The organism is Mesorhizobium sp. XAP4, assembly GCF_029269325.1.
Lineage (GTDB): Bacteria > Pseudomonadota > Alphaproteobacteria > Rhizobiales > Rhizobiaceae > Mesorhizobium > Mesorhizobium ciceri.
Genome location: NZ_JARIXW010000016.1, coordinates 1 through 17,217, shown reverse-complemented (window position 1 = coordinate 17,217; position 17,217 = coordinate 1). Strand labels below are relative to the sequence as shown.

The window sequence follows — 17,217 nt, the reverse complement described above, 5'->3', positions numbered from 1 at the left end:
GGCCACTGGATAACGCTACAGCATTGATCACACAGCCGATTTGGAGATCGCCGACTTCTCTTGCGTTCACACGCCAGAGATCGCTAGTCTAAACCTGTGGCGCGAAGTTCCTTACATCGATAAAAGCACACGCGCTCAGAAGCGGATCGCAGGCTTTTGTTGTCCACCTGTGTGGTCGCCGGATGCGCCGAAACGTAAGGACTTTCGCCTCGCCGACCGGAGTCGCCGACAGTGCGCGCAAAGCCGCAGAGCAGTTCCCGCAGCCGCATGTTGAGCCGGACCGCCACTTCAAACATACCGCTCATCAGCTTCACAACTCTGGTGCGCTCCGGTAGGGGGCCAGCCCAGCAGCACAGATCGCGACGCCGTCTGGGCTGTCAGTCAGGAGTTTGCCACAGCAACGAAAAGCGATTGTCCCTGCCGGTCGATACGGAACAGCACTGGCTTTTTCTGCTGACGGGATTTCGCCCATTCCTCGCGGACGTCAGACGGCTGGGTCATGTTTCGGTTGTTGGCCGACACGATGACGTCGCCGGGCCGGATGCCGCTTTCGGCCGCAAGACTGTTGGGAGCGACATCCTGGACGAACACGCCCGTGGTGTCGGCCTGCAGGCCGAGTTGCTGGCGCGCTTCGTCCGGAATGGCGCTCAGCGACATACCAAGGCGCTGGTCCTCAGTCCCCAGGCTTGGAATGGCACCGGTCTGTTCCTCCTGGTCCCTGCGTCGATCGACAGTCAGCGACAATTCCTGGTTTGTGCCGCCCCGGTTCGTTGTTACGGTGACTTTCGATCCGGGCTTCTGGCTTGCTGCCGCCAGCGTCAGGTCATGGACGCCTTGGATGTCCTTGTCGTTGAACCGGGTTATCACGTCGCCGGCCTGGATTCCCGCTTTCTGCGCCGGGCTGCCAGCCTCGACCGAGGCAACCAGCGCTCCCTTGGTGCCCGGCATTCCGAGCGCCTCGGCGATGGAGGGCGTGATCTCCTGAAGACGCACGCCGATGAAGCCGCGCTCGATGCGGCCAGTGCTGATCAGTTGGTCGACGATAGTCCGAGCTGTGCGCGAGGGCACCGCGAACCCAATGCCTATGCTACCGCCTGACGGCGACACGATTGCCGTGTTGACTCCGATGACTTCGCCGCGCGCGTTGAACAAAGGACCTCCCGAGTTACCTCTGTTGATCGAGGCGTCAGTCTGCAGGAAATCGTCGTAAGGACCGGCCTGGATATCGCGAGAGCGGGCAGAAAGGACGCCGACAGTGACCGTGCCCCCGAGGCCGAAGGGACTGCCGATGGCGATGGTCCAGGCCCCTGGTTGCATCGCGTCCGAATCCCCCCAGGCCGTCGCCGTCATGTTGGGCCGAGGATCGACTTTCAATACCGCGATGTCGGTTGCCGGATCGCGGCCCACCACCCGGGCGGGCGCGGTCTCCTTGTCGGAGAACACGACGTGAATCTCAGTTGCGTCGGCGACGACATGGTTATTGGTGACGATGTAGCCTTCGGGACTGATCACAAAGCCGGAGCCGAGTGCTTCCCGCACCTGGGGCTGGATACGCCCTCCTCCGTCGAAGGGATTGGGAAAGTCGTTGAGCGTCGTTTGATCCTGGATGATCTGCCTGGTCGTGATGGCGACAACCGCGGGCAGCTTCTGACGCACGATTGCGCTGAAGTCGTTAGGAATTTCCTGTGCGGTGGCCGGAGCAAGGCCGCCAGTCGAGAGCATCAGGGCTCCTGTGATCAAGCCAATGCACAAGTTCCTAGAGAGGTAAGACATGACTGGTTCTCCTGCCGGATTCGGGTCCTTGATTTTCGCCCGACGTCAGAACTGAGATTCTCGCCGATTGTTTCACCGGCTGGATAAAATGGTTCTAAGGCGTTGACCACGGGAAATGTGACCCGTGCCAAGCCATTGAAACTTGCTTGAGACGTCCCAAAATTTCGTCTGGCGGGAATCGCGAGAGCCGCCAAACTCAAACACGCAGGAGATTGTCTGAAGCGGAGGACCATCAATGGAAGCAGCCATTTCGACCCATTTTGCCTCGATTGAACCCGTGGCCCCCGATGGTTTTCTGGACCGCTTGCTGCATCCGGCACGGCATTTCAAACATCCCCACGACGTTTTGGCCGACGTTGCCCTGGACGGTCAGGAGAAGCGCGCCATCCTTTCGTCATGGGCGTCGGATGCCTGCGCGGTAGAATCCGTGCCAGCGCTTCGCATGCAGCCGGGGGCGGGTGAACCAGTCAGCTTCGATGCGATCATGGATGCATTGCAACAATTGGATCAATCGGACGAGCTTGACGGTCCCGATGGCAGTGACAGCGCGGTGGTGGCCGGGTTCGTGCCATTCATCGATCGGATTTAAGCGCGACCTGATTGTTCGTGAACCATCCCGTCGGCGAGTGACCCCGCCGGCGGGGAGTGGCATGGGTGCGTTTCGCCCGGATTGCCGCTGAAAATTTTCCTAATACCTCTTGAAGGTGCAAGTCGCGATTCTAAATTGATGGTCGCCGGTCGCCTGATGGGGCCGGCAAGACCAGGAGGCGGCAAGGCTCTTGGCGCCTCCTATGATCCATGTTGCTCAAAGGAGGATGTGGTATGAACCTCGATTTTACCCCCCTGTACCGGTCCAGCATCGGCTTCGACCGCATGGTCGACATGCTTGAAAATGCGAGCCGTGTGGCCTCGTTCGACAACTGGCCGCCCTACGATATCGCCAAGGTTGATGATGATGACTATCGCATCACGATGGCGGTCGCCGGTTTCTCGCAGGACCAGCTGACCATCACTCACCAGCCCAACATGCTGGTCGTGAGCGGGTCGCAATCCGGCGATGAGAACGGCCAGTATCTCTACCGCGGCATCAACGGGCGCGCTTTCGAGCGTCGGTTCGAACTGGCCGATCATGTCAAAGTTGCTGGCGCCAGCCTTGAGAACGGGCTGCTGAGCATCGATCTCAAGCGCGAGGTTCCCGAGGAGATGAAACCGCGCAAGGTCGAGATCTCCAGCGGGGCTCCCATGCCGAAGATCGAAGCCCCCAAGGTCGAGACCGAGAAGCTGGCGGCCTGAGCAATCCACGATGAAGGCATCGCTTGAGCCGGGCGTCCGGCCCGGCTCACAGACCTACGAAAGGAGAAAGACAATGAGCGTACGTGATTTGATCCCATGGGGCCGGGGCAACGGAAACTCGGCGCCCAGTCTCTTCCCTGATGGAGATCGAGACCCCTTCGTCTCCCTCCACCGGGAGGTAAACCGGCTGTTCGATGACGCCTTCCGCAGCTTCGGCGCCAGACTGCCGGCCTTCAGTCCCTCTTTTGCCGCCACTTGGCCCAGCGTCGAAATTTCCGACACGGACAAGGAAGTCCGCGTCACGGCGGAAATACCCGGCCTGGACGAGAGCGACATAGAAGTCCTGCTGGACAACGGGGCACTCAAGCTTAAAGGCGAGAAGCGTTCCGAGACCGAGGACAAAGACCGGCAGTTCTCCGAGCGCTTCTACGGTCGCTTCGAGCGCCTCATTCCGCTCGGCTACGAGGTCGAGGAAGACAAGGTCAACGCCGCCTTCAAGAACGGGGTGCTGACCGTGACCTTGCCCAAGACCGAGCGGGCGCAGGCGAAGGCCAAGCGGATCGCAATCAACGGCAAGAACTGACGCACGGCAGTATGAGCAGCGGCCGTCACGGCCGCTGCTCGTACCACCCTTCATGATGGGAGGGACAGACAATGGAGACAGTTCAAAGCAGCGACATCAGAAACCCAACAAGGACCTCCGGCCGGCCGGACAATGACAATCGGCCTCGTGTCGACGAACCGGCTTTGTCAATGGGGCGGTCAGTGTTTCCGGACGGCGTGACGGCACGGATCTACCAGCCATGCCGCTCGGCCACGACCTCGGCAAAGCCCCGCAAGGACTGGCGATTGATCTTCGAACCTCGCACAGCCCCGTTCATCGAGCCGCTGATGGGCTATACGGGCGGCCGGGACACCCTGACCCAGGTTCGACTGGATTTTCCGACGCTGGAGGCGGCGATCCGTTATGCGGAGCGCCAAGGCCTCAGCTACGTGGTGCAGGCTCCATCTTCTGGCTCTCAGGCCAAGGTCAGCAACAGGCAAGCATCGGAGGAGAGGCACGCCTTTTCCGACGTGGTTTGGCAACGGCTACAATTGGCATGGCTCCAGGCAAGCCACAACTATGGCGCTGGTGCACAGGCAGCGCACATACAGACGGCGCTTTCCGAGCCCGAGACATTCTACGCCTGTCCGATGGAGGTGGTGGATGACCCGGTACTCGCACCCGACGAGAAATGTGCCGTGCTCAAGAACTGGGCCTGGAACGAGTACCTGATCGACCTGGCCACCGCTGAAGGCATGCCGGAAAATGCACGTCCGACGCGATTGGACGAGGTTGAGCTCGCTCTGCTGGCCTTGGAAGGCAGTACCCAGAGATTCCAGACTCGGCTCAGCCCGGTACGATCCCGGATAGCCGCATGATTGGAGGCAAGAATGGACCCACTGATCGTCTTCGATGCCCAACGGACCATCCCGAACCCCTTCGCGCTTGCGGTCGCGGCAGCAGGGCGGGCGCGCGCACTGGCGCCCGGCGCAGCGCCCCGGCTGGCGGCCAGGCCGAAGAGCCGGCTGCATCTCGCATTGAGTGAGATCGCCGGCAATGCGTTCGAACCTCGGGAGATCGAACCCTTCCTCCTGACTGAGCCGATCTCGCCGAAGGACTGCGCCCGTTTCAAATCCGGACCCAGGAAGCTTTGCGGCATCGGGCCGAACAGGCCCGCTGCCGCACCCGCCCTCGACTCAAGGGCGGTACATTGACGTACTGAAACGCAGGAAAGGAGAATGACGATGTTGAAGAATCTCGCTTCCGACAGCAGCAGGCCGGCGCTCGATGTCGTAAACATCCTTGCCGGCATCGCGCTGGCGCTCTCGCCTTGGCTCCTTGGCTATGCTGCCGATGCTGTTGCCGTCTGGCACGCCTTCATCGCGGGCGTAATCACCGTTCTGATCGCAGCGCGCGCGTTGGTGGCGTTCCACAAATATGAGGAATGGGCGAACCTTGTCGTCGGCCTGTGGATTGTGGCCGCACCTTGGGTGCTTGGCTTTGCCGGCCTGGCGGCAGCAATGTGGTCGCACGCCATCGCTGGCGCTGTGGTTGCTGCCCTGGCAGCAGCCAGCCTTTGGCTCGCGAATGACCGACCGCTCTCTGCAGCCTGATCATAGCCGCTGGCGGGTCCGAATCTTCCGGGCCCGCTCTTTTTTTCGCGAGACGATGCCGGCGGCGATGAAGGCGTTGACGTGCCAGAATTGATGCCCTCCGGTTTGACGACCTACATCCCGCGCTGTGTGGAGTGGCCGCAATGGACATGAGTAAAGGAAAACACAACGCCGCCTTCGCTGCGCTGATGCTCTTCCAGTCAATCTACACTGCTACGCCGGTTAGAGGCCTTGCTACGCGACGGCAAGATCGCCGACGTGCAGGTTGGTGGGCCGAGGGCCTCGCGGACAGAAGCGCTGGCAGCGGGATGAGGTGCCAATTGCCAAGAGGCTGCTGGGCTCGGCCGGCCAATTCTCTCTTGAACTGAAAAGAGCCATTTCCAATATCCTCTCTGTGCCGAAGGCGTCACGCAGACCGGCATGTTTTGCCGAGGAATCATCCTGCGTCACCCGAAGAGACACAAGCGCCGCTTTAGGGCTTGAAGGGAGGTCACGATGGAGAGCGCTACGTTCAAACAGCCGATTTTCGTGCGAGATGACAGTTTCGTCCTCAAAAAGATCGGTTGCGTCATGGATGCCATAGAATTTCTGGAAGAATGGCCGGTCGAAAGGCGCGGCCTTCTCCACGGAGCGGCCTGTGATACATGCTACTCGGCGTATGATGGTCGCAAGTCGGCTCGAGGCCGCGCACAAGGCGTTTGCGACCTGGGCACGCAGGGTGGGTGTGATCGAAGACGCTCCCTTGGCGCCGTCTTGGATGACAGGGCCGAAGATTGGCAGTGCACACGAACTAACCGTTAAAACTCTCTGCGGCGGCAATCACGCCGCCGCAGCAAACAATCTGCCACGCGCTCACGAGGAGGAGAGGCTCGGTTGACCAGATGACGGACGGGCTGCGCCGGCAACTCGCGCTATCGTATTCGGGGGCTGCGGACGATCGCCCTCCCGCTGCCAACCCCGATGAGCAAAGAGCCTTTCACATCTGCAAGCCGCAGCCGCCGATTGCAGCTCAAGCCGAATGCAGGCCTTCACTGCACCAAAAAAGTCCGCTACACATAAGGCATGGTGCATTCATGGCCTTGCGGACGGGCGAAGCCGTGAGGCGATATTCGCCCACGCCTCGACCAGTCACGGCACAGACGGTCAGTGGTGTCGAGGGCGCGGCGCACGAACACGCAGCTCTCGTCTCTGACCCCTCTGAGCACACGGCGATAGTAATGGAAATGATCGCCCCTCCGTTGCAGGAAGCGGTCGGGAGATGCTCTCCGCGTCGTCTTCCCACGTCTGGGATGCACCATTTGGAAACAGCCGCAAGGCCGACTGCCTGAGCGTGCGGATCACGCGGCCGCAGCTCAGGGCGCAGCAGTCCGCGTTGCCCACCCCCCACTTAGCAGCCCTGTGCCTTCAGGGACCGGACCATCCGCACGACAACAGGGTCATATGGTTTCTTTTCCGATTTCCTGTAATTAATTATGAAAAGCGCGGCGCGGTCGCCGCAGACCGTGATTGCGCGGACATAGCGGATCTCGCCATTCTTGACACCCGAGTAGCTTGCCCATCTGGATGTTATGCGCCGATAGGTCAGTCGCCAACCGGACTTTTTGTCCTCTATCATGCGGTGCTCGATCTCGGCGCGAAAACTGGCTTTGCCCAATCGTCCGCCCCAAACGACTAGGGACGCTTCTCTCGGCCCCAGAAAAGCCGCGCCTTGATCCGAGTGCTGGTGAGGACGAAACCTGGAGGAATATCGAATGTAAAGCCAAGCTGCCGGACGCCAAAGGGCTGCCATGCTTCGGCCCGAAGCAATGTGGTGCAATAGAGACAGACTGTAAGGCCCAGCAAGAAGTGTCGCATCGCTCTGATTTAGCGTCGGCTAACATGGCGACCAGACCGACATGGGGTCCGCGACGTAAAATGTGCAGTTCAAAGCGGGCTTCCCTCCGCGTCAGTGGGATGATCACTGAGGTGGCGCCGGAACTTACCTGATCCTTGAGCCGGCGAACCGATGATGCTGGAGGGGCTTTGAGCCATAGATGGTTCTAACTATAGCCGAGCAAATGGCGAAGCCAACTATCGGCAGCTAGACGGTCCATATCATGCAAGGGCCGCCGCGACCCAGGCGATCGCGGGAGAGCCGCGCCGCTATTTTCAGCCAAACTGTGTTCCATGGTCGAATTCTCCCCAGGTTGACTCGAGAGGACGGCGGGCGCAGACGTTCACGCGGACGGGCATCGACTGGTCATCGCCGACACATGGTGCGCATCCCCCACAATCCACATCTCGGTAAGCGATTGGAGGGGTGGCCGGCGCCTGTGGCGGGTTTGTTGGGACGTTAGGCGCCGGCCGGGCGGGCGGGGGTGGGCCGCCGCAAGCACAAGCTAATATATACCCAACTCTGGTGCCTATGGTGCTATCGCGCAATGGCCCTGACGGGCAGCCTAGGCCATGGGGCTTAGTTGCGGGATTACCGTTTTGCGCGTAGTTTGTAGATCTGGTTGTTTGGGTCCCTCCTTATGACCAGTGCCGGTCGGCACGGTCACCGTCACCCTTGCTTGGTAAACTGATCGTGCCGACCTACCCTTTTGACATAGAACCGCACCCCCTTTGGCAATTGAAGCGACTGGCGAACGGGCGGCATGAAACTCATCCGAATGGCGTCACGCTTCGTCGCTAGGCGATGTGTTGCCGCCGGGTCAACGTCAACTGCGGTTCGAGCTGTAGCGCTGGGAGCAAGACGCCCAGGAGTTACCATTGGGCTGCGCACGCTGAAAGGACGGGTTACTCCCGACGCGGCGAAGTCAAATCCGAGGATCGCAAGGGCCTTCAGCTGTCTGCTCGCGCCGAGTCCCTGGGATTCGTCTATCGACCGCTCGCCGAGATCCTGGTCGCGGAGCCCCTCGATACGATCCTGCAGCGGGTAGAGAGCACGATAGGCGAGCCTGCCAAATCACCATCTGTCGATGCGGTCGGCGGGAAGATTGAAGCAACGGTTAGAAGTCACCTCGGGCGACCCTACGCTTCAGGTCAATGCCGTTCGCAGGCCAACCAGATCGTCGGCATGTCCCATGTCCAGACCTTCAGCCGGCGCGCCCCACGCATCAGCCGCCAGGCCGGTGAACACGTCGAACACCGTCCAGCTTCCACCTGGCTCTTGCCTTAAGTCGTACCGCTGCTGTGCCATGGGTCATTCGTTCGGCTTCCGATCCAGCTCGTCAAGCATGGACCGATGCTGCTCGGTCACATCCCAATCTGCTGGACCTCCCAGCAGTTGGCGGATTTGATGGCGCAGCGTCTCTGAAGTAATCCACGACCGAATGAGACGCGATGTAGCTGCTGTTGCTCGGGAGAAAGCTCTTGCATGGTTGGCCCGCACGGTTAGACTGAGCCCAACCCCTTTGTGACCTTAATGGTTCCCGATGGATTGCCTGAAGAGAGTTGGAGCAGCAGCTACTCCGGCGCGACCGATAGAAAAAGTTCATCGCCGCGAAGGCCGGCTTTGTAACGTGCAATCAGGCTTTCGGCAGCCGTCGTAGCTTCGGGGCTTTCGCGGTTAATGCCGCGCAGCTCACAAAGCATATCGAACAGCCCCTGGAGAAGAGACAGTTCCTCCGGCTCGAAGGTGCCGTTCGCGATGCTTGTTACCAGCATGATCCCTGCCCCTGCATTGGCCGGATCATTCGAGCGGGTCAGGTAAATGTCAATTCGGACCAAGGTCTTGTCGGAAAGGCCTTCATCGCTCAATAGGTCACAGTGACGACAACCGTGTCGGTGTATACGCCTGCGGAAGGAGTGGCCTGCGGCGGGACGCGACCATAAACCGTGAAGACTCGGTTGCCCCGGACGCGTTGCTACGCGAGCGAATTGCCTGGCCATCCATGTTTCGGGTCCTCGCCATTCAGGAGGTCCACGCTGTGACCGCGTACCATGTCAAGATAGCAGGCGCCCCCTCGCGCCATGAACACATCGAACTATGGCTTGAGCACCGCGGACTGTCCAAATCTCTTCCGTAGTGGCCGGTGCGGTCCGTTGGGCCCAAAGGCCCCCACTGAACCAGCATTCTCCCTTTCCGCGTCTAGTGCGCCGTAGTGGGTTCGCCTCTCGAGTCAGGGAGCTGTCGCATGGTCTAAAAGCCGGAAGTCCGACACGGCGCACATTGGAATCGGCGCGATCAATGCCTTCGACGGTGATCGCGATCGTCGCGTTCTCGATCCCAATCCATCCCTTGGCTTTCCGGGGTTGCGGACGTCCTGCCTGAATTTCAGATATAGCAGTGAAAGCAGCTTAGCATAAGCGGCTCGAAGCGTCCTTCGGCAAAGACCCTGTCGCCATAGGGGAGACAAGAGCTCGCGGCTCAAGCCGCAAAATCCTGGCGATTGGTTGTCAGGATGACGCACATGCAGCTTGCCACTGGCGACAACCTTTGCTTGCCTGCCTGTGCCGCGACGAGAGAAGGCAGGCATGGAACGGTATCTCGGTGGCTATTGTGACGCTGCTTTGCAGCCTAATGATTTTTGGCATGGCGCTGACAGTCGCCAGAACCCACAAGAGGACGGGCGTTCTCGCCCCGACCATGACTGGGGATCCGCTGCTTGAGCGGACAATCCGCGCTAATTCAAACTCGATCGAATGGCTGCCGGACTTTCTTCCCTCGATGTGGCTTTTCGCGGTCTACTGGAGCGCGCCATGGGCGGCTGCACTGGGACTGCTTTGGATAATGGGAAGGATTGCCTACTTCATCGGTTACCTGTCGGCACCGCTGAAGCGGTACCCCGGCTTCTTTATTCAATCTTTCGCCGCATTCGCCCTGCTCTTAGGCGCTCTTGGCAGGATCATATTCTTGATGCTGCAGGCATAGGTTGGGCGCTCAAGCCTTGCCACGTCACCCTCTGCTACCGGGCGAGAGTCTCAGGTAGGTGACCACGGAACGGTGACTTTGCCAACGGCTCCCGATGTGTTTCAGCAGTGCGTATTTAGAGGTCACTTCGAGTGACCTTTCGCTTCAACTCGACAGCGTTCAAAAGGCGAACAAGAGTCCGGGCATAGCTTAGCCGGAGCGCCCACGGGTCTGCTGGCTGCCCAGTCAACACGTTAAACACGGTCCAGCTTTCGTTGGTTTCTTTTCTGAGTTCATGTCTTTGGTGAGTCACCGTCGCTAGCCATACATCAAGCAGTGATCGATGATTCCGTGTGTCACGGGGCGGCTTAGCAACGGGCGAAGCTATCGGTGGTTCCGGCGAAACGAATACGAAGCAGGCGGTTGGCGGCTTCGATTCAACGGCTGATGTCACAAGTGATGACTTGGAAGGCGCCAGAGGTCGTCAGCGCGTGAGATAGAATGACTGACGGCTAACACCGCCTCGTCCTTCCTGCGCGATAGCCTGATGACCTTCAAACGCATGAGGTGACTCGCAACACTGCGATTCAATTTAGCACACGTTTAATTAGCTCCGGAGCATTTTAACGAATCGTTGACCGCGCTGTCCCATTATAGGACGGCGCGGTCAAACCCCAACCGGACTGCGCAGGCGGCTCCGGCACTGAAGCGCCCGCCCAACTGCCGGAGTCGCCACCCACACCAACATACCAGCAATGGTTGAATCAACCGTTACCGCATGTGCTTTCCAATGTGCTTCCCTGATCGTTAGACTTTGACCGAGCGGACGGGAATATGCGCAGAACAGTTCGGTAACATTTGAGACAAGTCGATGGATATGACGAGCAATCCGATCTTGGTGGATCAATTCCCGGCAAGCTCTACAGCGGCGAGCCCAAGAAGGATATTCCTACATCTGTCCGACGTGCGGTCAGCAGGTCGACATGCGTGACCTTCGCCAAGGCGCTGGCCGCCGGTTGTGCCGCGCCGCCTCGCTCTGGTTCCTGACATTCCGATCGCTTGTCAAACAATCCAGCCCACATGCCGCACTTCCGCCGGGAATCGGGTCCATGATAACATCGCGGATCCCGCCGATCAGGTTCCTGAGCTGGCGCTGCGTCCATGAGCGGCGCAGGGGGATTTGATCCTTGCACTGAACCGTCCGAGGCGGTCTGCGAACAACTCGCCGTCCGGCCGGCATCGCCTTGTTCATGCTGCTCGCCCATCAGACCGCAAATTCCGCGACCATCGTAGCGGTCGCACGCATCGCCGTGATCGCTGAATTCGTGTTCACTGCAACCGCGGTGGTGGCTCATGCCCTCGCCTGGCATTCCGCCTATTCGCCGACCGAGGGGTGGATTGCGCTTTTCGATCCTGCTTTACCTCATTACCGGCCTGTTCTGGCTTCCAGTCGTGTGGATGCAGATCGAGATGCGTGATCTCTCGCCCTGCAGGCCGCGGCAGCGAAGCAAGCTCCACCACAGCGCTGCAACACCTTGGCACGTTCCGCAATTCCAGAAGGCGGCTACGACGACATGAATGCCATCACCATCTCCACCATTCTGGTTGTGGTCGCCCTGCGCCCACGGGCACATGGCCTGTAACTTCGCCGTGACCTCATCCCCTTGAGGGAACAATCAGACCGAGCCCCAGTTTGACCCAAACAAACACGGCCGATGGTTCGATGGAGGCATGCCATGAGATTTCCACACAGCACGACGGCCGCCGCCGCCACTTTCATAGCCCTCACGTCCCCGGCGCTCGCCCAGTCAAGCGGAACACCGGCACCCACGACGCCTGCACCCACGCCGGCGACCGAACAGCCCGGCGCCGGGTCGAACGCAAACGGACAGGGGGGTGAACAGACACGCGAAATAATCCGCCAGATGGTTGAGCAAGCTGTCCGGGAGAGGATGCACCAGGATCGCGGTTCTGAAGAAGCTTTCCGTGACGAAGATAGCCGCAACGACCAGGGCGACCGCAACGGGCATGCTGACCGCCCCGATGAAGCTAGCCGGCATGGCGACCATTGGCGAAATCGTGGCGACTGGGGCAGAGGACACAGAATGGCTCGCCACCGTGGTCACCAAATGATGCGCGGTGCCGGCATGCGACTTATGTTCGGCCTGTTGGACACGGATGGCGACAGGTCACTGTCCGAGGCCGAGGTTCAAAGCGCGGTCGGCAGGATGTTCAATAGCATCGACGAGAATGGTGACGGCAACATCGATCTAGACGAAATCCCGTCCCTCCTGCACGGCTCCAACGTGCATGGCACAAACAACGAAGACATGCCGTAGCTGCATCAAGACTGAGGAGCCGACTTCAGACGGAGCGGCAAGCGAGTCGCGGTCAGGCGAAGGCGCCGTTTGGAATGGCCCAAAATATTCTCTCAAGCTCCCGGAACATAGGTCGGCCATTGCGGTTCGACAGGCGGCGGGCACGGTCGATGAATAGCATGGCCCGCTTGCCAAGCGCGGGTCCCGATCGACCTTGCCAACAGAGGAGCGGGCTATGCGTGCGTTGGTCTGGCACGGTAAGGAAGACATACGCTGCGATCAGGTCTCCGATCCAGAAATTGAGGATGAACGGGACGCGATTATCAAGGTGACGAGTTGTGCCATCTGCGGCTCCGACCTTCACCTTTACCACAACTACGTGCCAGCCATGCTGCCAGGCGACATTATGGGCCACGAGATGATGGGAGAGGTCGTGGAGGTCGGCAGGGGCGTCAACGGCGCTCTGAAGAAGGGAGACCGCATTGTCGTACCGTTCACCATAATCTGCGGTGAGTGCGACCAGTGCAAGAGACAGAACTTTTCGGTTTGCGAACGTACGAACCGCAAGAAGAACCTCGGCGACAAGGTGTTCGGGCACACCACCGCTGGTCTGTTTGGCTACACCCATTTGACGGGCGGCTATCCCGGGGGACAGGCGGAATACCTGCGGGTGCCGTTCGCCGACGCCACGCACGTAAAGGTGCCTGACAACCTTACCGACGAGCAGGTTCTCTTCCTCGGCGATATTTTTCCCACCGGATGGCAGGCCGCGGCACAGTGCGACATAGAGCCTACGGATACGGTTGCGGTGTGGGGCTGCGGCCCAGTCGGGCAGATGGCAATACGCAGCGCCCTGCTGCTCGGCGCCAAACAGGTGGTGGCGATCGATTGCCTGCCGGAACGGCTTTCCATGGGGGCGGCCGGCGGTGCCATCACCATTAATTTCGCCGAGGAAAGTGTCGTCGAACGGCTGCAGGAACTCACCGGCGCAAATGGCCCGGAGAAGTGCATCGATTGCGTCGGCATGGAAAGCCATGTCTCGCTGGCCCAGCCCGACACCGTCTACGATCGCGCAAAGCAGTTGATGCTGATGGAAAATGATCGACCGCATGTGTTGCGCGAGATGATCTATGTCTGCCGGCCGGCCGGCGTGATCTCGATCCCCGGCGTCTACAGCGGGCTGGTCGACAAGATTCCGATGGGACAGGCGATGAACAAGGGCCTCACCTTCCGCATGGGGCAGACCCATGTCACCCGTTGGACCGAGGATCTGCTGCGCCGCATCGTGGACGGCCAGATCGACCCTTCCTTCGTCATCACCCATACCGTCGGGCTCGAGCAGGGACCCGAGATGTACAAGGTGTTCCGCGACAAGCAGGACAGCTGCATCAAGGTTGTTTTGAAACCGTAGGGAATCGTCATGAACGTGGTCGCTAAACTCACCAACATCACCCGATCGCCTGGCGATCCCAAAGTGCTGCAGGCCGGGCCGAGTGTGGCCGATGCCTTCGATGGCCTTGCCCGCAAGCTCGGCTGGTTCAGCATCGCGCTGGGTGTCGTCGAGCTGGTTGGTGCCGAGCGGATTGCCGGTGCGCTCGGCATGAGCGGCAAGCAAGATCTCATCCGAGCCTATGGGGCGCGGGAGATAAGCAGCGGCATACTCTCGCTTTCCGTGGACAAGCAGGCTGGGCTTTGGAGCCGGGTGGCTGGCGACGGCCTGGACATCGCGACGTTGCTGTCAGCTTATCGGCATGACAATCCAAAGCGCGACAACGTGGGCATTGCGCTTGCCGTGGTCGCCGGCATCGCTTTGCTCGACATCATCGGTGCGAAAGGCGTCACCGCGCGCCACTCTCGCAGGGGGACCAAGCCGCGCGACTACAGCGATCGCAGCGGCTTTCCCGCAGGCACTGCCGCAGCCCGCGACTTTGCCCGCTCCGAGCGCGGCCAGGAGTCGGGCGCCGCCTGACAGAGTGCCGACCTTCTGGGGTTCCAGCCCTAAAACCAGGTTACCGATTTTGAGCTCGACGAGATTGTAGCCGCGCAACTTGCTATCGGCCCGGCCCCATCCTGCACCATGCCGATTTCTACGCCGGATGCGACCTGCTCGCCACGCCCCAGGTGTGGGTGCGGCGCAGTGCCTGCGAATTCGCCGATGGCGCTGACGATTTCCCGGCCGTCAGCATCGGTGATGACGGTGGCGTAGCGGGTCATGAATCACACTCCTGAATCAGCGCGCGTTGCGGAGACAACCTATTGATGGGAAGCTGGCTGTTCGAGGAGGACAGCAATGAGCAACGTCACCACGCATTACGGCAGCGACGGCATCGTCGAGCGTATATTGGCCGCGATTTCCGATGCGAAGCCCGATAAAATCAATGCCGCGCAGCTCTATCCGTTCGACCAGCTTCACGGCCGCGAGCTCATCGCCACGCGAGACCATGGAGGTCGTCTTGCCCCCTCGCCCACCGACCGGATCCTTGATGTCGGCAGCGGCATTGGCGGCCCGGCGCGCTTCCTGGCCGCCACCTATGGCTGCCAGGTCGACGGTGTCGACCTCACACCAGTCTTTGTCGAGGCATCCGGCCGACTGACCATGCTCAGCGGCCTTGGCGACAAGGTTCGCTTCCACGAAGCCGACGCGGCGAAACTGCCCTTCGCCGACAACACATTCAACGCGGCAATCTGCTTCTATGTCGGGATGAACATCGCCGACAAGGCCGCCGTCATCGGGCAGGCTTTTCGCGTTCTGAAGCCGGGCGGCAAACTGATCTGGACCGAAGCCGTGCTGGCTGCCGGCGAGCCGAATTATCCCTTGCCCTGGGCGGTTGCGCCGGAAACCAGCCACCTTGTTGACCGGGATGCCCTGAAGACCCTGTTCGCCGACGCGGGCTTCCATATTGACGAAGTCATCGACGAGACCGGCGAACATGTCGAACTGGCGATGCAAAGGGCCAGTTCCGGCATCATTCCTTCGCCTGTGCAACGTCAGGTCAATGAAATCGTGCTCGGCACCGAATTCGTGCAGCGACGCAAGAACTACATCCGTAGCCTGAGCGAAGGCAGATTGGCATCGCTGGCCATCATCGTCTCGAAGCCTGCCTGATCGGAGCCTTGATCGTAACGAAGGGCAGAAACAAAAAGCCCGCCTTGGGCGGGAAGTTGGCGCAACTCAGCACCATGGTTCGCAGTTTCGTTCGGCTCGCGAACCACCGCCTTTCTATACCATTGTGCGACATTGTACACGACGGTGCCATTGTCCGTGCACTTCGGTCCGGCATCGATTGTGCTATAACGGCCGGTAAACAGCTACGAAGCCGGTAAAGGCAGTCAGTTGCATCGCGCTCCTGTCCTCCGTCCGAGTCATCCTCACGGCAAGTTCGACCCCAGTAGTCAAAATGCGAAGGCACGATTGTGGCCGACAGCAGACCGTCAGCTGTAAATCTAATCGGACATCCAGGTAGTCGGCGCTGGCCGGACAAAGGGCGCGACGGAGGTGAAGCGAAAAGTGCAATGCTGAACTTGCTGAAAAATAGTTTCGGGCTTCACCAGATTACCGGCTGGTCGATCTCGCCGAGGCGCGCCCGGCCTGTCAGCGCCATTGCCATCTCCAAGTCTCGGCGAAGCAGGTTGCGCCCTCGGCACCATTGGTTGCCAGGGCGTAGACATAGGGGCGGCCAATCATGACTGCGGTTGCACCAGGGCAAGCATCTTCAACGTCGGCACGACGGCTCACGCTTCCAGCAAGGATGATGGGAATCCGTCCGGCCACCGGTCCGCGATGGCGGGCAGGGAGTCGATGGTTGCCGGGAGGGTGTCGAGGTTACGCGCACCGTGGTTCGAGACCGCGATGGCATCGACACCCGTTCCGATCGCCTGCTCAGCATCCTCAGGATCGAGGATGCTCTTCAGGATAAGCGGCAGGGTTGTCAGCGAACGCAGCCAGGCAATATCCGCCCAGGTCGGCATGGCCGACGCTGCGCAGTGCCAACTTTGAGCACGCCGGTGTTCCGGTGCTTGAAGTATGGCGTTGCTAGGCCGTCGGGAATTTTGAATCCTGCCCGGAACTGCCTACGGCGATCGCCTGGCTTCGGCATGTCGACCGCTACACAGATCGCTTGGCCAAGTGCCGTGCCATTAAAACCGCGATTGCTTTGCCGATAGAGCAGGAACCAGACTGGAGACTGGCTCACCGCACGCCATCCTCGATCGCTGCCGTCGCCGTGGTACCCAAAGTGAACACCGCTTGCGCCACTCCGGAGCCGCGCGCCGCCGCCACCTCGCCTTCCGGATGCACCAGCCGCTGATATGCTATCGGGCCAGGATGATCGGACGCGGCAGACTTTGCCCGATGAGCGTGATCCCGGTATCAAGTCTTGTCACACGCGCAGCACGTGCCGCTTTCCAAAGGCAAGAGATGCACCTCCTACTGTGTCAGGGCCGTTATCGAGGGGCGCTTGTTGAAGTCGCACTTGCCGGTGACGCTGTAGAAGAAGTCGGCATTTGAAGACGGCGTCGGCACGGTTGTGCCGCCGTCCTCCCAGGCTTGATAGCTGGTTACACCACAAGGCACGATGGTGAAGATGTCGACCTTCTGCCCAGTCGGGGTCTCGGTCAGGTTGTTCGCGTCCACGCCGCTGTAGAGTCGGTTGGAGGTGGTCGGATCATCCGACTTTAGGTACTTCGGGTTGCCTGATGGCACGTACATCTGCAGGGAGAGGCCAGCCATCTGGCTGACGTCGATCGACGCGCCGGCGCTGTTGGCTGGGTACATGGTGTTGAGGCAAGTGGTTGAATATTTCTTGGTGCCGCTGGTCTGGAGTATCGCGTCTGCAGTCAGAC

19 protein-coding genes and 3 pseudogenes are annotated in these 17,217 nt (G+C 60.3%); 13 read left to right on the top strand and 9 right to left on the bottom strand.

The features are described from left to right. Positions 1-381: 381 nt before the first annotated feature. A complete protein-coding gene (locus tag P3C39_RS32230) occupies positions 382-1,722 on the bottom strand; it encodes a Do family serine endopeptidase (RefSeq protein WP_275955023.1) in 1,341 nt (446 codons plus the stop codon). Positions 1,723-2,008: 286 nt separating this feature from the next. Between P3C39_RS32230 and P3C39_RS32225 the strand changes: the two genes are divergently transcribed. The 6 genes from P3C39_RS32225 (at position 2,009) to P3C39_RS32200 (ending at position 5,223) form a co-directional block, all read left to right on the top strand. Then, complete coding sequence (locus P3C39_RS32225) at positions 2,009-2,362, top strand: hypothetical protein (protein WP_275955024.1); 354 nt, start codon at positions 2,009-2,011, stop codon at positions 2,360-2,362. A gap of 233 nt (positions 2,363-2,595) precedes the next feature. Continuing rightward, positions 2,596-3,066, top strand: a complete 471-nt coding sequence (locus P3C39_RS32220) for an Hsp20 family protein (protein WP_013525024.1) — start codon at positions 2,596-2,598, stop codon at positions 3,064-3,066. A gap of 73 nt (positions 3,067-3,139) precedes the next feature. Further along, positions 3,140-3,649: an Hsp20/alpha crystallin family protein gene (locus P3C39_RS32215; protein WP_013525023.1), complete on the top strand. Its 510-nt coding sequence runs from the start codon at positions 3,140-3,142 to the stop codon at positions 3,647-3,649. Between the two features lie 71 nt (positions 3,650-3,720). Continuing rightward, positions 3,721-4,488, top strand: coding sequence for an NADH dehydrogenase ubiquinone Fe-S protein 4 (locus P3C39_RS32210; RefSeq protein ID WP_275955025.1), 768 nt, complete (start codon positions 3,721-3,723; stop codon positions 4,486-4,488). 12 nt (positions 4,489-4,500) lie between these two features. Continuing rightward, the gene (locus P3C39_RS32205; protein ID WP_275955026.1) at positions 4,501-4,824 is read left to right on the top strand and encodes an RNA polymerase rpb6; all 324 of its coding nucleotides are present in this window, start codon (positions 4,501-4,503) and stop codon (positions 4,822-4,824) included. A gap of 30 nt (positions 4,825-4,854) precedes the next feature. Continuing rightward, positions 4,855-5,223: an SPW repeat protein gene (locus P3C39_RS32200; RefSeq protein ID WP_063170899.1), complete on the top strand. Its 369-nt coding sequence runs from the start codon at positions 4,855-4,857 to the stop codon at positions 5,221-5,223. 234 nt (positions 5,224-5,457) lie between these two features. Here the strand turns inward: P3C39_RS32200 and P3C39_RS32195 are convergent, their stop codons facing one another. Continuing rightward, complete coding sequence (locus P3C39_RS32195; RefSeq protein WP_275955034.1) at positions 5,458-5,850, bottom strand: hypothetical protein; 393 nt, start codon at positions 5,848-5,850, stop codon at positions 5,458-5,460. On the opposite strand from P3C39_RS32195, the gene P3C39_RS32190 reads away from it, so the two are divergent. Next, positions 5,794-6,024 carry a DUF982 domain-containing protein gene (locus P3C39_RS32190; protein WP_275955032.1) on the top strand — a complete coding sequence of 77 codons (231 nt, stop codon included), beginning with the start codon at positions 5,794-5,796 and terminating at the stop codon, positions 6,022-6,024. The genes P3C39_RS32195 and P3C39_RS32190 overlap by 57 nt on opposite strands. Before the next feature lie 2,218 nt (positions 6,025-8,242). Here P3C39_RS32190 and P3C39_RS32185 read toward each other — a convergent pair. From P3C39_RS32185 to P3C39_RS32175, 3 genes and pseudogenes are all read right to left on the bottom strand, one after another. After that, positions 8,243-8,404 carry a hypothetical protein gene (locus tag P3C39_RS32185; protein WP_245267645.1) on the bottom strand — a complete coding sequence of 54 codons (162 nt, stop codon included), beginning with the start codon at positions 8,402-8,404 and terminating at the stop codon, positions 8,243-8,245. Between the two features lie 266 nt (positions 8,405-8,670). Beyond that, positions 8,671-8,964: a hypothetical protein gene (locus tag P3C39_RS32180; RefSeq protein WP_164754994.1), complete on the bottom strand. Its 294-nt coding sequence runs from the start codon at positions 8,962-8,964 to the stop codon at positions 8,671-8,673. Then, a pseudogene (locus P3C39_RS32175) lies at positions 8,961-9,044 on the bottom strand (spore coat protein U domain-containing protein); the annotation flags it as partial. The pseudogene P3C39_RS32175 and the gene P3C39_RS32180, both read right to left, overlap by 4 nt. A 683-nt stretch (positions 9,045-9,727) precedes the next feature. Here P3C39_RS32175 and P3C39_RS32170 point away from each other — a divergent pair. From P3C39_RS32170 to P3C39_RS32150, 5 genes are all read left to right on the top strand, one after another. Continuing rightward, entirely contained in the window at positions 9,728-10,078 is a 351-nt protein-coding gene (locus P3C39_RS32170) for an MAPEG family protein (protein WP_275955033.1), read from the top strand. A 1,229-nt stretch (positions 10,079-11,307) separates the two neighbouring features. Then, complete coding sequence (locus P3C39_RS32165; protein ID WP_346016467.1) at positions 11,308-11,535, top strand: hypothetical protein; 228 nt, start codon at positions 11,308-11,310, stop codon at positions 11,533-11,535. Positions 11,536-12,009: 474 nt separating this feature from the next. After that, positions 12,010-12,396, top strand: coding sequence for a hypothetical protein (locus tag P3C39_RS32160; RefSeq protein WP_275955027.1), 387 nt, complete (start codon positions 12,010-12,012; stop codon positions 12,394-12,396). A gap of 214 nt (positions 12,397-12,610) precedes the next feature. Next, positions 12,611-13,786 carry a zinc-dependent alcohol dehydrogenase gene (locus P3C39_RS32155; protein WP_013525010.1) on the top strand — a complete coding sequence of 392 codons (1,176 nt, stop codon included), beginning with the start codon at positions 12,611-12,613 and terminating at the stop codon, positions 13,784-13,786. A 9-nt stretch (positions 13,787-13,795) separates the two neighbouring features. Next, the gene (locus P3C39_RS32150; protein WP_127370476.1) at positions 13,796-14,344 is read left to right on the top strand and encodes a hypothetical protein; all 549 of its coding nucleotides are present in this window, start codon (positions 13,796-13,798) and stop codon (positions 14,342-14,344) included. A gap of 29 nt (positions 14,345-14,373) precedes the next feature. On the opposite strand, the gene P3C39_RS32145 is transcribed toward P3C39_RS32150, so the two are convergent. Continuing rightward, positions 14,374-14,589 carry a hypothetical protein gene (locus P3C39_RS32145; RefSeq protein WP_013525008.1) on the bottom strand — a complete coding sequence of 72 codons (216 nt, stop codon included), beginning with the start codon at positions 14,587-14,589 and terminating at the stop codon, positions 14,374-14,376. A 76-nt stretch (positions 14,590-14,665) separates the two neighbouring features. On the opposite strand from P3C39_RS32145, the gene P3C39_RS32140 reads away from it, so the two are divergent. Next, positions 14,666-15,481 carry a methyltransferase domain-containing protein gene (locus P3C39_RS32140; protein ID WP_275955028.1) on the top strand — a complete coding sequence of 272 codons (816 nt, stop codon included), beginning with the start codon at positions 14,666-14,668 and terminating at the stop codon, positions 15,479-15,481. 486 nt (positions 15,482-15,967) lie between these two features. Here P3C39_RS32140 and P3C39_RS32135 read toward each other — a convergent pair. The 3 genes and pseudogenes from P3C39_RS32135 to P3C39_RS32125 form a co-directional block, all read right to left on the bottom strand. Further along, positions 15,968-16,344: pseudogene (locus P3C39_RS32135) on the bottom strand (alpha-hydroxy-acid oxidizing protein). A 220-nt stretch (positions 16,345-16,564) separates the two neighbouring features. Further along, positions 16,565-16,654 carry a hypothetical protein gene (locus P3C39_RS32130; RefSeq protein ID WP_275955031.1) on the bottom strand — a complete coding sequence of 30 codons (90 nt, stop codon included), beginning with the start codon at positions 16,652-16,654 and terminating at the stop codon, positions 16,565-16,567. A 147-nt stretch (positions 16,655-16,801) separates the two neighbouring features. Next, a pseudogene (locus tag P3C39_RS32125) lies at positions 16,802-17,217 on the bottom strand (hypothetical protein); the annotation flags it as partial.

Excerpts from the sequence above, each read along its gene's own strand:
- P3C39_RS32230 (WP_275955023.1), bottom strand. The coding sequence starts at position 1,722 with ATGCTCTCGACTGGCGGCCTTGCTCCGGCCACCGCACAGGAAATTCCT.
- P3C39_RS32225 (WP_275955024.1), top strand. The coding sequence starts at position 2,009 with ATGGAAGCAGCCATTTCGACCCATTTTGCCTCGATTGAACCCGTGGCC.
- P3C39_RS32220 (WP_013525024.1), top strand. The coding sequence starts at position 2,596 with ATGAACCTCGATTTTACCCCCCTGTACCGGTCCAGCATCGGCTTCGAC.
- P3C39_RS32215 (WP_013525023.1), top strand. The coding sequence starts at position 3,140 with ATGAGCGTACGTGATTTGATCCCATGGGGCCGGGGCAACGGAAACTCG.
- P3C39_RS32210 (WP_275955025.1), top strand. The coding sequence starts at position 3,721 with ATGGAGACAGTTCAAAGCAGCGACATCAGAAACCCAACAAGGACCTCC.
- P3C39_RS32205 (WP_275955026.1), top strand. The coding sequence starts at position 4,501 with ATGGACCCACTGATCGTCTTCGATGCCCAACGGACCATCCCGAACCCC.
- P3C39_RS32200 (WP_063170899.1), top strand. The coding sequence starts at position 4,855 with ATGTTGAAGAATCTCGCTTCCGACAGCAGCAGGCCGGCGCTCGATGTC.
- P3C39_RS32190 (WP_275955032.1), top strand. The coding sequence starts at position 5,794 with ATGGATGCCATAGAATTTCTGGAAGAATGGCCGGTCGAAAGGCGCGGC.
- P3C39_RS32185 (WP_245267645.1), bottom strand. The coding sequence starts at position 8,404 with ATGGCACAGCAGCGGTACGACTTAAGGCAAGAGCCAGGTGGAAGCTGG.
- P3C39_RS32170 (WP_275955033.1), top strand. The coding sequence starts at position 9,728 with ATGATTTTTGGCATGGCGCTGACAGTCGCCAGAACCCACAAGAGGACG.
- P3C39_RS32165 (WP_346016467.1), top strand. The coding sequence starts at position 11,308 with ATGCTGCTCGCCCATCAGACCGCAAATTCCGCGACCATCGTAGCGGTC.
- P3C39_RS32160 (WP_275955027.1), top strand. The coding sequence starts at position 12,010 with ATGCACCAGGATCGCGGTTCTGAAGAAGCTTTCCGTGACGAAGATAGC.
- P3C39_RS32155 (WP_013525010.1), top strand. The coding sequence starts at position 12,611 with ATGCGTGCGTTGGTCTGGCACGGTAAGGAAGACATACGCTGCGATCAG.
- P3C39_RS32150 (WP_127370476.1), top strand. The coding sequence starts at position 13,796 with ATGAACGTGGTCGCTAAACTCACCAACATCACCCGATCGCCTGGCGAT.
- P3C39_RS32145 (WP_013525008.1), bottom strand. The coding sequence starts at position 14,589 with ATGACCCGCTACGCCACCGTCATCACCGATGCTGACGGCCGGGAAATC.
- P3C39_RS32140 (WP_275955028.1), top strand. The coding sequence starts at position 14,666 with ATGAGCAACGTCACCACGCATTACGGCAGCGACGGCATCGTCGAGCGT.